Genomic DNA, 14918 nt, shown 5'->3' with positions numbered 1-14918 from the left:
ACCCTACGGTTGGATCTGGATCTGATGAAGGCGCGCGAAGATCGCGTCACGCGCATGAGTGAGGTGCCGGGCCATGGCGGCCTCGGCTGCTGCGCCATCGCCAAGGCGGATGGCCTGGAGTATTTCGAGATGCTCTTCGCAACCCTTGAGGAAACGTTCCGGCACTTGGGTATGGTCGAAGATGCAGGTCCGGCGATGCAGTCCGGCAATCACGTCGGCAACGGTGCGATTGCCTGCCGCACGGGCGATCATCCCATGCAAATCGCTATCGATATGCCATTGCACGTCATCTGGCGCAGCTTCCGGGCCGTCTGCCATAAGTACACGTATGCGGGCCTCAATTTCGTCGGTGCCGGAGGGAGGCGTCGCTGCGGCTGCCCGGGCGCAAATCGGCTCAAGTTCGAGCCGCAAGAAGAAGATTTCTTCGATTTCGGCGGCTCCCAACTGACGAACTCGGGTGAACCGGCCCTCGGTCGCGGCCAATCCCTCACTTTCGATGCGTTTGATCGCTTCGCGTACCGGGGTGCGGGACATACCTAGCGCTTCGCCCAAAGAAGCCTCCTGCAGGGCGTCACCAGGTTTGAGGACGCCTTCCAGAATCATGCCGATGATCCGTTGGTGTGCGTCGCGCGCAAGACTAGTGGTTGTGGTCATTCCGCTCCCCTCTCTTCTGGGGCGAAAATACCGCCAATCAGATTGCAGGAAAGCAGATATTCCGACGTAAGAAGTCCCTCGGGTTTCACCTGCAGGTCAGCCAGTGCAGCACGCAGAGCTCGCGTGTGTGCCAGCCAAATAGTCTCGCCCTCGTCACGCGAAACGACGGCAAAGCGGAAACGCCGGCCGATTGGCATTTGCGCCAACCGTGGCAGGTCTGCCGAGATGACGGTAGCGATCTTCGGATAACCGCCGGTCGTTTGGCTTTCAGCCATGAGGACGATGGGCTGGCACGAACCCGGAACCTGGATCGAGCCTGGGACTGTTGCGTCGGACACGATATCGTGTCCGCGGGCAGCCGGGAGCTCAGCCCCGCCCAGCACCATGGCCATACGGTCGCGCTGCGGCGTGACCGTGAACTCGGTTTCAGTCAGACTGGCAATGGTCTCGGGGGCAAAATAGTTGTCTTGGGGCCCTAGGACGATGCGGATCGGACCGCCTACATTAGCCGGCAAATGACTTGCAGTGCGCAGGCAGCGATCTGCGGCTTCGTCCTCATCTAGCGGCAGGATATCGCCGGTTCTCAGGGCGCGGCCTTCGAGGCCGCCCAACCCACTGCGAAGGTGAGTGGCTCGGGACCCCAATGCAGGTGGGACAGAGATCCCGCCGGAAAAAGCTATGTAGCCCCACACGGTATCCCGCATCGCCCCGATCTTAAGCGTTTCGCCGGGGTTCAGTCGATGACTCTCGCCCGGCAGGACGCGTCGGTCGGCGATGTGGATGTCGCAATCTCCGCCCGTCACAGCAAATCGAACCGGACGGGTGGTGCTGAAATGACCTCCTGTGCTTGCAAACTCCAACGCGGCCGCTTCTGGCGAGTTGCCACACAGAGCATTTGCAAGCGACATCGCCGGGCCATCCATCGGCCCCGCGTTCGAAACGCCGAAACACCTGAGCCCTTTCCTGCCTCCATCCTGGATGGTCAGCATCGGGCCTGCGGCAAGAACTTCTATACTCATGCCGCTTCCTCAGGTTCGATTACGGTTTCGCCGGCGGCAGCGCGCGCTGCAAGCCGTTCACCGGTCTCCGGATCGATCGGCACAAAGGACACGCGGTCGCCGGCTTGTAGAAGAAAGGGAATCTTGCGCGCCGGGTCGAATACCCTGATCGGCGTCCAACCAATGAAGCGCCAACCCGAAGGTCCTGCGACCGAATTTACACTGCCCTGTTGGCCGCCGATGCCGATGGCCCCGGCCGGAACGCTCTGGCGGGGCTTTTGCAAGCGGGGCGTATGAAGGATTGCTGGTAGCCCGCCGAGATAGGCAAAGCCCGGCGCAAACCCGATCATAAAAACGCGGTATTCACCGCCCGCATGCAGGGCAATCAGCTCTTCCGGCGAAAGGCCCTTCATGGCTGCGATCTCTTCCAGATCTTGTCCGACTTCGCCACCATAGACCACAGGAATGTTCCAGCTGCGCGCTTGAGCGCCAGACACCTCGAGGTGTTCTGAAAGATCCGCCAAACGCTCCTCGAGCTCCCGCCCGCGAATGATTTCAGGGTCGTAACGGACTAAAACCGAACGGTAGCTGGGCACGATCTCTACCACGCCTGGGATCGCAGCCGCTTCCACCGCCGCTGCCAGAGAAATGACGCGGGCGTTCACGTCGGCGTCTATGCGGTCGCCTAGCTCAATGACCAGCGCGCTGTCTCCGCAGGGAAGGAAGGTAGGAATCATGGCGTCACGCGTGCTTCGCATCGGTCACATCTGCGCCCGGGCAACGGGGAGGCGAGCCAACTCGTATCCATCGGCTTCCCCCCCGCGCATCGTCGAGCATTCATCAAAAGGGCTTGTGATTTCGGTATACCACATGTATCCATTATGCGGAGCCGGGGTGGTCCTGTCAATCAGGGCAGCGCGGGCTACCCACACTCAACAGACCAAAACGGGCCATAAACGTGCCCGATCCACGGGAACCCGGAATGACTAGAAAGGTCGATCTTAACTGCGACATGGGCGAAAGCTTCGGCGCCTACTCGATCGGTGACGACGCTGCGATGCTGCAGTTGGTCAGCACGGCGAACATTGCCTGCGGCTTCCATGCCGGCGATCCGGTGGTGATGCGTCGCACGATTCGTATGGCGCGCGAAAACGGCGTCTCAGTCGGCGCCCACCCCTCCTTTGCCGACCTCTATGGCTTCGGTCGCCGCCGCATCTCTGGCGAACGCCCCGAGGATCTGGAGACCCAGCTGATCTACCAGATCGTCGCCATGCAAGGCATGTGTGCACTGGAGGGTCACCCGATGACCCACGTGAAGACCCACGGTGCGCTGGGGAACATGGCGGCGGTGGATCCAGACCTGGCGGCGCTGTGTGTGCGGGCGGTGAAGGTGGTGGACCCAGCTCTCGTCTACGTTTCGCTACCTTATTCCGAGACTTACAAGGCAGCTGAAAAAGCGGGCCTTCGCGTCGCTTGCGAAATCTATGCTGATCGCACTTACACCGATGCGGGCGAGCTGACGCCCCGCAGCCAGCCTGGCGCAGTAATCCACGATCCGCAGCAAAGCCTCGACCAGGTTTTGGAAATGATCGTCGGTGGCCATATCCCGACTACGGGTGGCAAGCGGCTTCCGGTCGAGCCAGCAACGCTGTGCGTCCATGGCGATACGCCTGGCGCAGTTGAGATTGTCCGCGCCCTGCGTGCAGCCCTTTTGAAGAACGACGTGGAAATCGCGCCGTTCGCCAAACCCTGAAGGATCCCGAAATGAGCAGAGTTGTTTACCTTGACGGCGCTTGGCTGCCCGAGGAAGAGGCCAAGGTCTCTGTCTTCGACCGTGGCTTCCTCATGGCCGACGCCATCTATGAGGTGACCTGCGTCCTCGATGGCAAGCTGGTTGAATACCCCGGTCATGCCGCACGGCTTCAGCGCTCAGCCCGCGAACTGGGGATCGTTGTGCCACTGAGCGAGGAAGCGCTACTTGCGGTCCATCGTGAGATCGTGGCGCGCAATGCGTTGGATCAGGGCATGATCTATCTGCAGCTGACGCGCGGCGTGGCCGACCGTGATTTTGCCTACCCGCCTGCTGATACACCGCCCACGCTGGTGCTGTTCACGCAGGCGAAGAACGTGTTGGAAAACCGCGCCGCCGAAACCGGCATTGCGGTCTCGCTACTCCCGGACCTGCGCTGGGGACGCCGCGATATCAAGACGATTCAGTTGCTTTATCCCTCCATGGCCAAGATGGAGGCCAAGGCCCGCGGTGCCGACGACGCGTGGCTCGTCGAGGAAGGCCATGTGACCGAGGCCACTGCCGCGAGCGCCCACATCGTCAATGATCAGGGTGTGCTTGTGACCCGCGATCTCTCGCATGCGCTGCTGCCCGGGATCACTCGCGCTTCGGTGCTGGAATTGGCTGCACGGCACGGCATTCGCGTCGAGGAACGTGCCTTTACTCCAGAAGAGGCCAAGGTCGCGCGCGAAGCCTTCATCACTTCGGCTACCAATTTCGTCGTGCCGGTCACCCGGATCGACGAGACCTCTGTCGGGACGGGCGCGCCTGGCCCGCTGACCCGCGACCTGCGGCGGCTCTATGTCGAGACCCGTCGTGCCGCGGCAATCTGAGGTCCACAGTGCCGAACTGACCTCTTCAGCAGTCTCTTGGGCTGCCCATCTAGGAACAAAGTTTCCGGGGGAAATGCCTTGAGATTTGGCAATTCCATCTTTGCCGCGTAAGAATTCCAGCGGTATACTGAACAAGGCCATTCGACAAAAGATCGAAGGCCTCATCGGGGAAAAACAATGGACCGTCCAGGTCAAATCCTTCAAGCCTCGCAAGGAGTTGCTGTCACACTGCGGAGAGGGCAGGCGATCCGTATCGAGAACGTCCACGGTTCACAGGTCGTCGACACGTGGGCGGTTTCGGTGGACGATCCTCTGGAATACGCCTCGATGGAGCATACTCGCTCGTGGAACAGCAGCATCTTTGTCGAAGAGTCGATGGCAGTGGTCAGCATCCGGCGCCGGCAGATGCTGACCATGATCGCCGACAGTTCCCCGGGACGACACGATACTCAGCTATGCCCCTGCAGCGCGGAACTTTATGAGCAGTTGAACTGCCACGGTCGACATCGCAGCTGCACTGACAATTTTCATGAGGCGCTGACGCCGCTCGGCGTCAGGCTTTCCTTCACGCCCGCCTCGCTGAACCTGTTCATGAACGTCCCCATCGCCGAAGACGGCGGCGTCACCCGGCTGCCGCCTGCCAGCCGAGCGGGCGACAGTGTGACACTGCGCGCCGAGATGGACGTGATTGTTGTCCTTTCGGCCTGCCCCCAGGACATAACACCAATCAACGGCGCGGACCATACGCCCCGCGACATCGCCTTCGCAGTCATCGATGACTGCCAAACTAGGAATTAGCGATGATAGAAACTGAAGACAAACCTTTGTTGAAGCTTCGGAATATCCGAAAGAGCTTTGGCGCGCTCGAGGTCATCAAGGGTATTGATCTTGACGTGAAGACAGGCGAGGTCGTCTCGATCATTGGTGCCAGCGGTTCGGGCAAAAGCACCTTCTTGCGCTCGATAAACGCCATCGAAATGGCCGATGTCGGGCTGATGGAATTCGAGAAATTCCGTTTCGACTTCGCCGCCGGTTCCGCCAACCATCCAACCCGTCGTCAATTGCAGGAATTGCGCTCGCGCATTGGCATGGTGTTCCAGAGCTACAATCTCTGGCCGCATCTGACCGTGCTGCAGAACGTAATCCACGCGCCGGTCAAGGTGCTCGGACTACCCCGGAGTGAAGCAATCGAGATCGCCGAGGCGCTGCTCCAACGCATCGGCCTTTACGACAAGCGCAACAGCTATCCCTCGCGGCTTTCCGGCGGCCAGCAGCAGCGTGTCGCGATCGCCCGCGCGCTGGCGATGAAGCCGAAGTTGATGCTCTTCGATGAAGTGACTTCCGCGCTCGATCCCGAACTGGTGCACGAGGTGCTGACGCTGATGGCGTCGCTCGCGGCCGAGGGGATGACGATGCTTCTGGTGACGCACGAGATTTCGTTTGCCCGCGACGTGTCATCGCGAGTGCTGTTCTTCGAAAAAGGCGTCATCGCCGAGGATGGCCTGCCGAAGGACGTGCTGCAAAACCCGCAGAGCCCGCGGCTGCAGCAATTCCTGCACCGCATCCTGCACGACAATGTAAAAGCTGGCGGCGAGGCTGCCGACAAGGAGGCCGTGGCGAAATGACGTTCTGGTCCGATCTATCCACCTACGGCCCCGGCTTCATGACCGCGGCATGGATTGTGCTGTGGGTCACCATCCTGACAATATTGCTAAGCTGGGTCTGCGGCCTCGCCGCCGCCCTGGCGCAAAGGTCACATTTGAAGACAGTGCGGGCTATTGCCGCCTTCTACATTTGGTTCATTCGCGGCACGCCAGCCCTGATCCAGATCTTCATCGTCTATTTCGGCTTGCCGCAATTGGGCGTGCGGCTTTCGCCGTTCACCGCCGGCGTTCTGGCGCTCGGCGTCAACAGCGGAGCTTACGTAGCTGAGATTATCCGCTCGGGCCTGTCGGCAATCCCGCGCGGTCAGACAGAATCCTCGCTGGCCCTGGGCTTCAGCCCCGCGCAGACCATGCGTACTATCATCCTGCCCCAGGTGTTCCGGATCATTCTGCCCTCTATGACGAATGAGGCGATCTCGATCCTAAAGAACACTTCGCTGCTTTCTACCATCACCGTGGTCGAGCTGACGCTTTATGCGCAGACGCTAATTTCGGCCACCTTCCGTCCCTTTGATTTCTACATCGCGGTCGCACTGATCTACCTGGTGCTGACTTCGGTGCTGACCCGATTGGCCAGCTGGCTCGAGCACCGCTACGGCCAGTTGGGCTGATAAAGCGGCCCGTCGCGGAATCGATCCTCCGCGGCGGGTAACAAAAAAAAATTTCGCGCGGGCCTCCGCATCCCGCCGATTCACCGCGAACTAACCTCAACAGGGGAATACCGAAATGAAACTAAGAATGCTCTTCATGGCGCTCGCCGCTGTGACGCTCTTGCCCTTCGCTAATTCTGCCCAAGCGGATGACAAGTTGGAACTGCTGGTGCCGGGTGAAATCAGCGTCGCGACCGAAGGCACTTTTCCTCCGTTTTCAATGCGTGCGCCAAACGGCGACCTCGACGGCCTGGAAATCCGGGTGATGAAGGAGATCGCCCGCCGGCTTGGCCTCGAATACAAGCCGGTTCTGGTAAAATGGGAGTCCGTGCTGATCGGGCTCGAGGCCGACCAATACGACATGATCAGCGACGCGATGGACATCACCGCCGAGCGGCAGAAGAAGGTTACCTTTGCCGATGGCTGGCTGGAATCGGGCGGGCGCATCATCATCCGCAACGACTCCGACATTGCCAAGCCTGCCGATGTGAAGGGTCGCACCGTTGGAACTCTGGTCGCCTCCAGCTGGACTAAACTCGCCGAAGGCCTCGGCGGGGACGTCAAGACCTACAAGGCCGAATCCGATGCCATTCAGGATCTCGCCAACGGCAACATCGAAGCGGTCATCACCGATTCCATCGCCGGCGCCTATGACATCAAGGTCTCCAACTTGCCGCTTAAGCAGGTGGAGGAGCCGGTCAGCTCGATCCAGAAAGGTTTTGCCATCAAGAAGGGCAAGCCGCAGCTGGTCGCCGCTATCAACAAGGCCTTGGCGGAAATGATCGCCGACGGCACCTATTCAAAATTGACCAGCGATCTAATCGGCGTCGATCCGGCCCCGAAAGAGCCAATCCGCACCCTGGCGGAGTAATCCGTCCCCGGCGGGGCATCCTCGTGTCCCGCCGGGTTACCCGAACGCCCTGATGGGGCGCCCAACCAATCAGGACAGAGATCATGCTGCGCTACTTTCCGATCGAAGAATATCAGGACCGCTGGTCGAGAACCCTTGCCATCATGGAAAAGCAAGGTTTCGAAACTGCGGTTGTTTTCGGCCGTGGTGGCGGCACGACGGACAATTGCGGCGATATTCTTTACCTGACCAATCACTACTCGGTCAGCGGCGGAACGGACTCCTTGATCTGGTCGGCCCGCTCGTTTTCTGGCGTCATTCTTCGCAAGGGACACGAGCCCGAACTGCATATTGATGAACCGGAGCCACGCGTAGATCTTCTGTCGCTGGATAATGTCCACTGCGACAACCATCCGTTCCTCAGCATCGCAAAGGCGCTGCGGGAAAAGGGTATTTCCGGTCCTGTCGCATTCTGTGGCAGCCAGTTCGTGCCGATGAAATACTATCGGCAGTTGGAGGAGAACACGCCAGACATCGAATGGGTGGTCTGCGACGATCTTGTTCGTCGAGCCCGCGCGATCAAGAGTTCGCGCGAACTCGATTGCTATCGGATCGCTGGTGAAAACGCGACCGAGGCCATGACCGTGCTGATGCATGAATTGATTGCAGGCCGCTCGGAACGGGAGGCGGCGGGCGAGGCCGCCCGCATCATAGTGGGTCGCGGTGGCCGCATTCAGGCTATTGGTGCCAACCACGGCGCGACCATGGACTACGACTATCGCTTTCCTCTGACCGGCTCCAGCGCGGATAGCCCTGCCATGGGCGACATGGTGCGCGGCACTGTCCACGCCGCCTTCTGGCAGGGCTACTATCTAGACCCGGGACGCACCGCCGTGCGCGGCACAGCTGATCGCGAGCAGACCCGCCTGATGGAAGCCACCGTGAATATAGTGCAGCGCCTGTCGGACATGATGCGGCCCGGTGCGCGCCTATTGGACGTTGCGGCGGAGGGAGACCGCCTGACCGCTGAGTTCGGGGGCGAAGTCTCTTCCATCATGAAGAACTTTCCGTTCTTCGGTCATGGGATCGGCCTTTCGTTCGAGCAGCCGCGAATATCGACAGTTATGTCGCTGCCAAGCGATGTCGTGCGTGAGAACATGGTCTTCGGCGTAGAGGCCTTCCTCTCTAGCGCAGGGATCGGCTCGGCTTTTGTCGAGGACATCATCATCATCGGCAAGGACAAGAACGAGCTGCTCACCAAGTCGCCTTACTTCTATTGAGCCGCCAGTCCATGAAGCGGTTTTTGCTGGGGCGGAAGCGGGACGACGACGCACCTGTTTTCCTCTCCGGCAGCAGGAGTTGCGCCGGGGCGCGGATGTGGCGTCGGCCGTTTGGCCATCTCCGGCTGATGATATCGCATGGTGAACATTGTCCGAAATCCGTCTCGCACGTGAAGACTCCGATGCCCGCATTCGTTCCCGTTTTAGCGCTCTTGGCCGCGATGATTTCCTTTCAGGTCGGAGCAACGGCGGCAAAATCGCTGTTCGCGATATTCGGTGCCGAAGGAACCGCCGCCCTGCGGCTCTGCCTGGGCTCTCTGATCCTGATAGTCACGCTCAGGGCCTGGAAGGCACGGATAGACGCGTCGAACTGGCAGGCCCTGCTTGGCTACGGCGTCTCTCTCGCCGGCATGAACCTTATGTACTACATGGCGGTGAGCCGACTGCCGCTGGGCATCGCCTCGGCCATCGCATTCCTGGGCCCCCTGTCAGTTGCGGTCGTCTTCTCGCGCAGGTCGCTGGATTTCCTCTTTGTCGGCTTGGCCGCGACCGGGTTGTTGCTACTGACGCCGATGGTGGGAACGTCGGATAGTCTCGATCCCATCGGAATTCTGTGGGCATTGGGCAACGCCGTCTGCTGGTCGGTATACATCGTTCTCGGCAAGAAGGCCGGCCAGCAACACGGCGGGCGGACGACGGCTTTGGGCATGACCATCGCAGCGCTCATCGCCCTTCCCATTGGTCTGCATCAGACGGAAACGTTTTCTCTGGATTTCGGCCTTGTGCCGCTGCTACTCGGCATGACGCTCCTGTCTACGGCGATACCCTTCACGCTGGAAATGTTTGCGCTGCGCAACCTGCCCTCTCGTTCGCTCGGAACCCTGATGAGCCTCGAGCCGGCAATCGGCGCGCTGGTCGGCCTGATCATCCTTCACGAGCGGTTGGCGAGCTCACAGCTATTGGCAATCGGCCTGATCGTCCTCGGCTCAGTCGGGACGGTAATCACGGTACGGTCCCGTGAGGTCAAGGTCGATGGCTGAGGCTGCCAATGATAACAGCGCTCGAAGAGGGGAATCCAAGCGGAAGAAGCTGCTAGCCGAAGGCTTGTCAAGCTTGTCGTCAATCTGACATCGACGACAGCGGGTGCGCGCAGCACGCGAGAAACGACATCGCTGATGCTGGTGAGAACCTCGCGAGTGTTCTTTCGAGCCTTCTCAACTGTTGCCCCCGTGCCAGATATTGTCACGGTGCGCTTGCATCCGGCGCGGTCTAGCCGGGCATGCTCCTTAGGATCGGTGTCTGCCGCACGTAATGCGTCGAAGAGATTTCGTTCCTCGGAAGATGGACCGGAATGAAATCGAGGCTTCGGACAGCGCTTGGAATTTCATCCGACATTGGCTCGCGCCCAACCGGACGTTTCGTCGGATCGGCGATGGGAACCGTTGAGAGCAGCTTACGGGTAGGGATGCCGCGGGTTACCGAAGACTGAACGACGGTCTCTTATTTCCACGGTCTCGTCCAAATACATGACTGCATGATCGTTGCCGGGTTCGCCACCCATATGTGCGTCAGCGCCACGACGCGGGCCGCCCTCGACCTCGAAGCTAGAGGCATTGAGCAGCTTTGGTTTGTCGGCTACATGAGCTGCACGGCCGTGTTGCAGTTCGCCAACTCGCGCCAAAAGCAATGAGCAGACTGAAAACAAAGTCCACCTTGGAGTTTCCATGTCCCTGAAATCGCTTTCACTCGCCGCCTTGACCGCCACCATCCCGTCATACGCGCTGGCCGCGCCGATCGCGCCCAAGGTTCTGGTCATCACCATGTTTGGCGAAGAAACGAAGCCGTGGCTGGAAAATCTCAAGCTGGATGAGAAGATCGCGGTTCCGGGCCTTGCTGCGGATGCGCCAACCGTCGCCTGCAACGCGGATATCTGCGTAATGACGACGACCATGGGCTTCGCCAATGCCGCCGCCTCGACTGCGGCAGTCGCACTGTCCGACAAGTTTGATCTCTCAAAAACCTATTTCATCATTGCCGGCATTGCAGGCATCGACCCCGCCAAGGGCACGTTGGGCGCTGCGACCTGGGCCGACTATGTCGTTGACGGCGGCTTGTTCCATCGCATCGGCCGCAACGAAGTTTCGGCAGACTGGAAGTCGGCCATTGTTGAACTGGGCGCTAAGGCGCCCGGCGAAAAGCAGGGCTGGGGCGCCGGCACGGAAGTCTATCAGATGAACAAGCCGTTGCTCGACGCCGCCATGGCCGCCAGCAAGAGCGTCGAACTTGCCGACAGCGAAGACGCCGCCGCCTATCGCGCGCATTACAGCCAAGCAGCCGCCAAGGCTAAGCCGGCGGTGACTGCATGCACGACCGTCTCAGCCGACACCTATTGGCACGGGGCCGAGATCGCGACCGAACTGGCCGAGCATGCCAAGACGCTGACCGACGGCAAGGCCGACTATTGCACCAGCCAGATGGAAGACAATTCGACGCTCACCGCACTGAAGCGTGCCGCCGATGCTGGCCGTCTGGATTTCAATCGTATCGCGGTTTTGCGCACGGCTTCCAATTTCGACAGACCGCACGAAGACCAGGCGGCGATTGATTCTCTGAAGGCGAAGTCTGGCGGTTTTGGTCCGGCGACGCAGAACGCCTACCGCGTCGGCAATGCTTTGGCGCAGGACATCGTCAGCTCCTGGGACCGCTACGAAGCCGGACTGAAATAAGCGCGGGCAACGGCGCCTCGGCAAGCATCGAGTGGTTGCTTGCCGCCGCCAAGCCGGATGTATCAGCGCGTTCGTTATCCGATAGGTCTGTTCTTGGCGTGCTGCTGGTCGACGCAGGGGAGCGCAGTGGCGAGTGCGGGCGTCCAGAACCTAGGGAAAGAGCGGCCCACGTCGAACAGGTATCAGTGAGCACCTCTGAGCCAGCTGTCATACAGCACGCCAGAAGAACCGTACTCTGCCTTGCGCGCCGCGAGCCTATCCATCTCCGCCTTCATGCTGGCGTGGAACATGCCGGCCTTGATCGCCTCGATGACGCCGCGGATCTGTTTCGCCACCTTTACGAGGTCCCCCTTCCAGGCGCTGGCGTTGGCGCGGTGTTCGCGGTTGAGCCGGTTTGTCACCTCGGCACAGGCGCGCAGCGCCGCTGCCGCCGCCTCCGGCGCCATCAGCCGGTCTTTCAGGCCGGCTAGCACCCGCTGCTCGGTGCGATGGTGCGCCTGTTCGAACAGGCGCCATTGCTGGTATGGCTGGAGCAGGCGAAGCGGTCGACGCTGCGCAGCGCATAAGGACCGCCGCAGCAGCCACAGACCACTAGGCCCGACAGCCGCGACTTCGGCCGGCGAGCGCCGTTCAGTCGGTTGCGGCGGTGATGGGCGCGGATCGCGTCACTCAGCTTGACGTGCCGGTCGGCGATGGCGCGCTCCGTGTCGGCCGTAGAGGCAGGTTGCGTCACTGCCGGGAAGCAGACATTGGGAGGTCGCGCTGTAGCCCCGCCGCTGGCCGCGATTGCGGGCGGACGGATCATGGCGCCGTCGTTCATCCCGCCTGAGCAGGCGGCATTCGGGATCTGTTTCCGACCCGATGTAGACATCCCGTGCGTGCGCAACGACGATCAAATGGCCGCGTTTGGAATCGACCATAAGGGGGGAGGTCTTCATGGGAGCGCGCATGGATCCTGTCGCGAAAGCCCTGTAGTTCATTGAGAGCCGCTTCGCACAAGCCATTTCGTTGGCGGAGGTCGCAGAGGCGAGCGGCGTCTCGCGCTTTCATTTGTCGAGGGCCTTCGGGGCCGCTACTGGCCACACCGTGATGGGTTATCTCCGCAGCCGCCGCTTGGCCGAGGCTGCGCGAGCGCTTTCCGGCGGCGCACCAGACATTCTAGCCGTGGCACTGGACGCAGGTTACGGCTCCCACGAGGCTTTCTCCAGGGCCTTCCGCAATCACTTTGGCCTTACGCCCGAACAGGTGCGCGGCCAAGGTCATATCGAAAACCTAGAACTTTTGGAGCCGATCAGGATGGATCCCAACCTTCTCGTTGAGCTGGAAGCCCCGCGTATGGAGGACAGTCAAGCCCTGTTAATTACTGGCCTTGGCGTCCGCTACACTTTCGAGACCAACGAGGGCATTCCGGCGCAATGGCAGCGTTTCGGGCCCTCTATTGGTAATATCCCCGGGCAGCTCGGGTGGACGACCTACGGAGTTTGCTGCAACAGCGACGATGCGGCAGTTTCGAGTACATCTGTGGTGTGGAGGTCTCCGACTTCTCCGATATTTCCGCGGAATTGAGCCGTATTCGAATCCCCGCCCACCGTTACGTGGTGTTTACGCACCGAGGGCATATCTCCACGTTCCGCAGCACCACCTATACAATCTGGAACAAGTACCTGCCGGAGTCGGGTCTTGAGGTGGCGGATGCGCCAGACTTCGAGCGCTATGACGAGCGTTTCGATCCCGAGAGCGGCTTCGGTGAGGTCGAAATCTGGATTCCGATCAACTGATCAATGGAGCGGACACACCGTCGGCGGGGACGACCAAAGCTGCGCCATCGTCGGTCGCGTCGGAGCCGTCCAGATGATCGACACCTCCACATCGGGCAGCGCGATCTGCGGGGCGTGATCTCTGGTTAAGGCAGCATTCTTGTCAGAACCGCATCTCGCCGCACGAACTTGTGCCAGAGAGCGGCCAGCGCATGCAGTCCGGCGATTATGAGGATGCCGTTGGCGCAAAGGCTATGAAGTTCGCGAATGTTTCGAGCGATCCCGCGGTCCGGCGTGACCGGAGATGGAATCGTGAACAGGCCGAAAAAGCTGAGATCATTTCCGCGATACCAGGTCAGGAGAATTCCCAGCACCGGAATGGCGATCAGCAGTGTGTAAAGAACCAAGTGGGCGATCTTGGCACCTGCGCGTTCAAGTTCACTCGTGTTTTCCGGTAAGCCGGGTGCACCTCTCAAGGTGCGCAATACCACCCTCCAGAGGACCAGTGCGGCGAGAAGCAACCCGACCGAGATATGTACACGCCAGATTGCGTCAACGGTCGGATCTCCTCTCTGGAACAGGTCCTCTCCGAAGGTGAGCGCGTAAAGAAATACCACGAGCGCAAACAGAGCCCAGTGCAGAAGCTTCTGCGTTGAAGAGTAGGTAGTGGGAGCCATCGCATCGTCTCCTGAAAGGCAGTGGCACAGCCTTCTTGGACTACAAGGCGAAGTTGTGGCCGTAAAATTAAGGTTTTGTAATGCTAAACGCCAGAGGACCGGCTGGTACGCCAGTTCGGCACCGGCGAGGAGATAAGCGAGGGCGATGTGATCGGCTTTCGCGCAGACTGCGGAAAAATCGTCGCGCCTTATGACGGCGCCGTCATCTATCTGTGCAAGATCAGCTCACGGCTCGGATAGCGGGTTGCATCGCAAATGCCAACTGGAGACGCCGGCAGCCCGCCAGACGCTGCTCGCGCTGCGCGCAAGTTGAACAGTAGTCAGATTAGTTTCGCGGGCGTGTTCTAGGCGCGCCGTGCCTGGGTCACGCTGCCCCACGGCCTTCCTATGCGCGACGGCCTTGACGGTCCGTCGCGTGCGCGCAATACAGGAAATGGGGGCGATCTCGTTCAAACTGGTACCTGAAGCAAATGTCGGTATCGGTGGTTGCGAGCCCCCGCAACCAACAACTACGCTACCGCACGCCCTATTAGCCGAAACTGCGATCGAGTGCGCCAAGACACTACGATCAACAGCTGCCAAAACACCGTCAGAAAACCGAAAATCCAAAATCGATAGGTGCAAAGCGGCCAGTTTCGGTGGCCGCTTTCAGCCGCGGAGTGAGGGCTTCGCGGTAGCTGTCGACCTCCATGTTCCGGCTACAGGTGTAACTCGCGGCGCGTCACCTAACGGTATACCAAATGCAATGGTGGCGGTTGACCGCGACGAGGTCACAGAACATGCCTGCAATTCGGTTGTGCGTCGATTGCGAAATGTCGCCTTCGGGCCGGTAACTGCAGCTTCGGAGCTCAGACAGTCAGAAGCCCTTTAGGCGCACTTGGTGCATTGACGTGAACTGCCCCGAACACGACAACCGAGATCCAGGCGATTAGATCGGCTTGCGACAAACTCTACATATGTCGCACCAAAAGGCGCGCGGCGTCTTTACATGCGTTTACATCGCGCAATCACATTGCCGGCCAATTTTCGCGCGACGCGAC

15 protein-coding genes and 1 pseudogene are annotated in these 14918 nt (G+C 60.3%); 10 read left to right on the top strand and 6 right to left on the bottom strand.

Annotation, left to right across the window (positions count from 1 at the left end; translation table 11 throughout):
• Positions 1-3 precede the first annotated feature (3 nt).
• The 3 genes from M2281_RS25835 to pxpB are packed head-to-tail and all read right to left on the bottom strand — an operon-like array spanning position 4 to position 2389.
• Positions 4-654 carry a GntR family transcriptional regulator gene (locus tag M2281_RS25835; protein WP_280824082.1) on the bottom strand — a complete coding sequence of 217 codons (651 nt, stop codon included), beginning with the start codon at positions 652-654 and terminating at the stop codon, positions 4-6.
• Positions 651-1673, bottom strand: coding sequence for a biotin-dependent carboxyltransferase family protein (locus tag M2281_RS25830; protein ID WP_280824081.1), 1023 nt, complete (start codon positions 1671-1673; stop codon positions 651-653). Before M2281_RS25830 ends, M2281_RS25835 begins: the two co-directional genes overlap by 4 nt.
• Positions 1670-2389 (bottom strand): 5-oxoprolinase subunit PxpB, encoded by a 720-nt coding sequence (gene pxpB, locus M2281_RS25825; RefSeq protein ID WP_280824080.1) that lies wholly within the window; start codon positions 2387-2389, stop codon positions 1670-1672. Before pxpB ends, M2281_RS25830 begins: the two co-directional genes overlap by 4 nt.
• A 245-nt stretch (positions 2390-2634) precedes the next feature.
• On the opposite strand from pxpB, the gene M2281_RS25820 reads away from it, so the two are divergent.
• The 9 genes from M2281_RS25820 (at position 2635) to M2281_RS25780 (ending at position 11444) form a co-directional block, all read left to right on the top strand.
• Positions 2635-3405, top strand: a complete 771-nt coding sequence (locus M2281_RS25820) for a LamB/YcsF family protein (protein WP_280824079.1) — start codon at positions 2635-2637, stop codon at positions 3403-3405.
• An 11-nt stretch (positions 3406-3416) separates the two neighbouring features.
• Positions 3417-4274, top strand: coding sequence for a D-amino-acid transaminase (locus M2281_RS25815; RefSeq protein ID WP_280824078.1), 858 nt, complete (start codon positions 3417-3419; stop codon positions 4272-4274).
• Positions 4275-4451: 177 nt separating this feature from the next.
• The gene (locus M2281_RS25810) at positions 4452-5072 is read left to right on the top strand and encodes an urea carboxylase-associated family protein (protein ID WP_280824077.1); all 621 of its coding nucleotides are present in this window, start codon (positions 4452-4454) and stop codon (positions 5070-5072) included.
• Between the two features lie 2 nt (positions 5073-5074).
• Positions 5075-5899 carry an amino acid ABC transporter ATP-binding protein gene (locus tag M2281_RS25805; protein WP_280824076.1) on the top strand — a complete coding sequence of 275 codons (825 nt, stop codon included), beginning with the start codon at positions 5075-5077 and terminating at the stop codon, positions 5897-5899.
• Positions 5896-6549: an amino acid ABC transporter permease gene (locus tag M2281_RS25800; protein WP_280824075.1), complete on the top strand. Its 654-nt coding sequence runs from the start codon at positions 5896-5898 to the stop codon at positions 6547-6549. Before M2281_RS25805 ends, M2281_RS25800 begins: the two co-directional genes overlap by 4 nt.
• A 115-nt stretch (positions 6550-6664) precedes the next feature.
• The gene (locus M2281_RS25795) at positions 6665-7459 is read left to right on the top strand and encodes a transporter substrate-binding domain-containing protein (protein WP_280824074.1); all 795 of its coding nucleotides are present in this window, start codon (positions 6665-6667) and stop codon (positions 7457-7459) included.
• A gap of 83 nt (positions 7460-7542) precedes the next feature.
• Complete coding sequence (locus M2281_RS25790; RefSeq protein ID WP_280824073.1) at positions 7543-8718, top strand: M24 family metallopeptidase; 1176 nt, start codon at positions 7543-7545, stop codon at positions 8716-8718.
• 11 nt (positions 8719-8729) lie between these two features.
• Complete coding sequence (locus M2281_RS25785) at positions 8730-9758, top strand: DMT family transporter (protein ID WP_280824072.1); 1029 nt, start codon at positions 8730-8732, stop codon at positions 9756-9758.
• 684 nt (positions 9759-10442) lie between these two features.
• Positions 10443-11444, top strand: coding sequence for a purine-nucleoside phosphorylase (locus M2281_RS25780; protein WP_280824071.1), 1002 nt, complete (start codon positions 10443-10445; stop codon positions 11442-11444).
• Between the two features lie 182 nt (positions 11445-11626).
• Here M2281_RS25780 and M2281_RS25775 read toward each other — a convergent pair whose 3' ends face one another.
• Positions 11627-11917, bottom strand: a complete 291-nt coding sequence (locus tag M2281_RS25775; protein WP_280824070.1) for a hypothetical protein — start codon at positions 11915-11917, stop codon at positions 11627-11629.
• Positions 11911-12249 carry a zinc ribbon domain-containing protein gene (locus M2281_RS25770; RefSeq protein WP_280824069.1) on the bottom strand — a complete coding sequence of 113 codons (339 nt, stop codon included), beginning with the start codon at positions 12247-12249 and terminating at the stop codon, positions 11911-11913. Before M2281_RS25770 ends, M2281_RS25775 begins: the two co-directional genes overlap by 7 nt.
• 173 nt (positions 12250-12422) lie before the next feature.
• On the opposite strand from M2281_RS25770, the pseudogene M2281_RS25765 reads away from it, so the two are divergent.
• Positions 12423-13222 (top strand): annotated as a pseudogene (locus tag M2281_RS25765) (AraC family transcriptional regulator).
• A gap of 125 nt (positions 13223-13347) precedes the next feature.
• Here M2281_RS25765 and M2281_RS25760 read toward each other — a convergent pair.
• A complete protein-coding gene (locus M2281_RS25760; RefSeq protein WP_280824068.1) occupies positions 13348-13878 on the bottom strand; it encodes a cytochrome b in 531 nt (176 codons plus the stop codon).
• Positions 13879-14918: the final 1040 nt, after the last annotated feature.

Origin of the sequence: Pseudaminobacter soli (ex Li et al. 2025), from assembly GCF_029892515.1 — a bacterium.
Taxonomy (GTDB): domain Bacteria; phylum Pseudomonadota; class Alphaproteobacteria; order Rhizobiales; family Rhizobiaceae; genus Pseudaminobacter; species Pseudaminobacter soli_A.
Note: the sequence above shows the minus strand (reverse complement) of the source record. Positions and strands in the feature narration are given on the sequence as shown.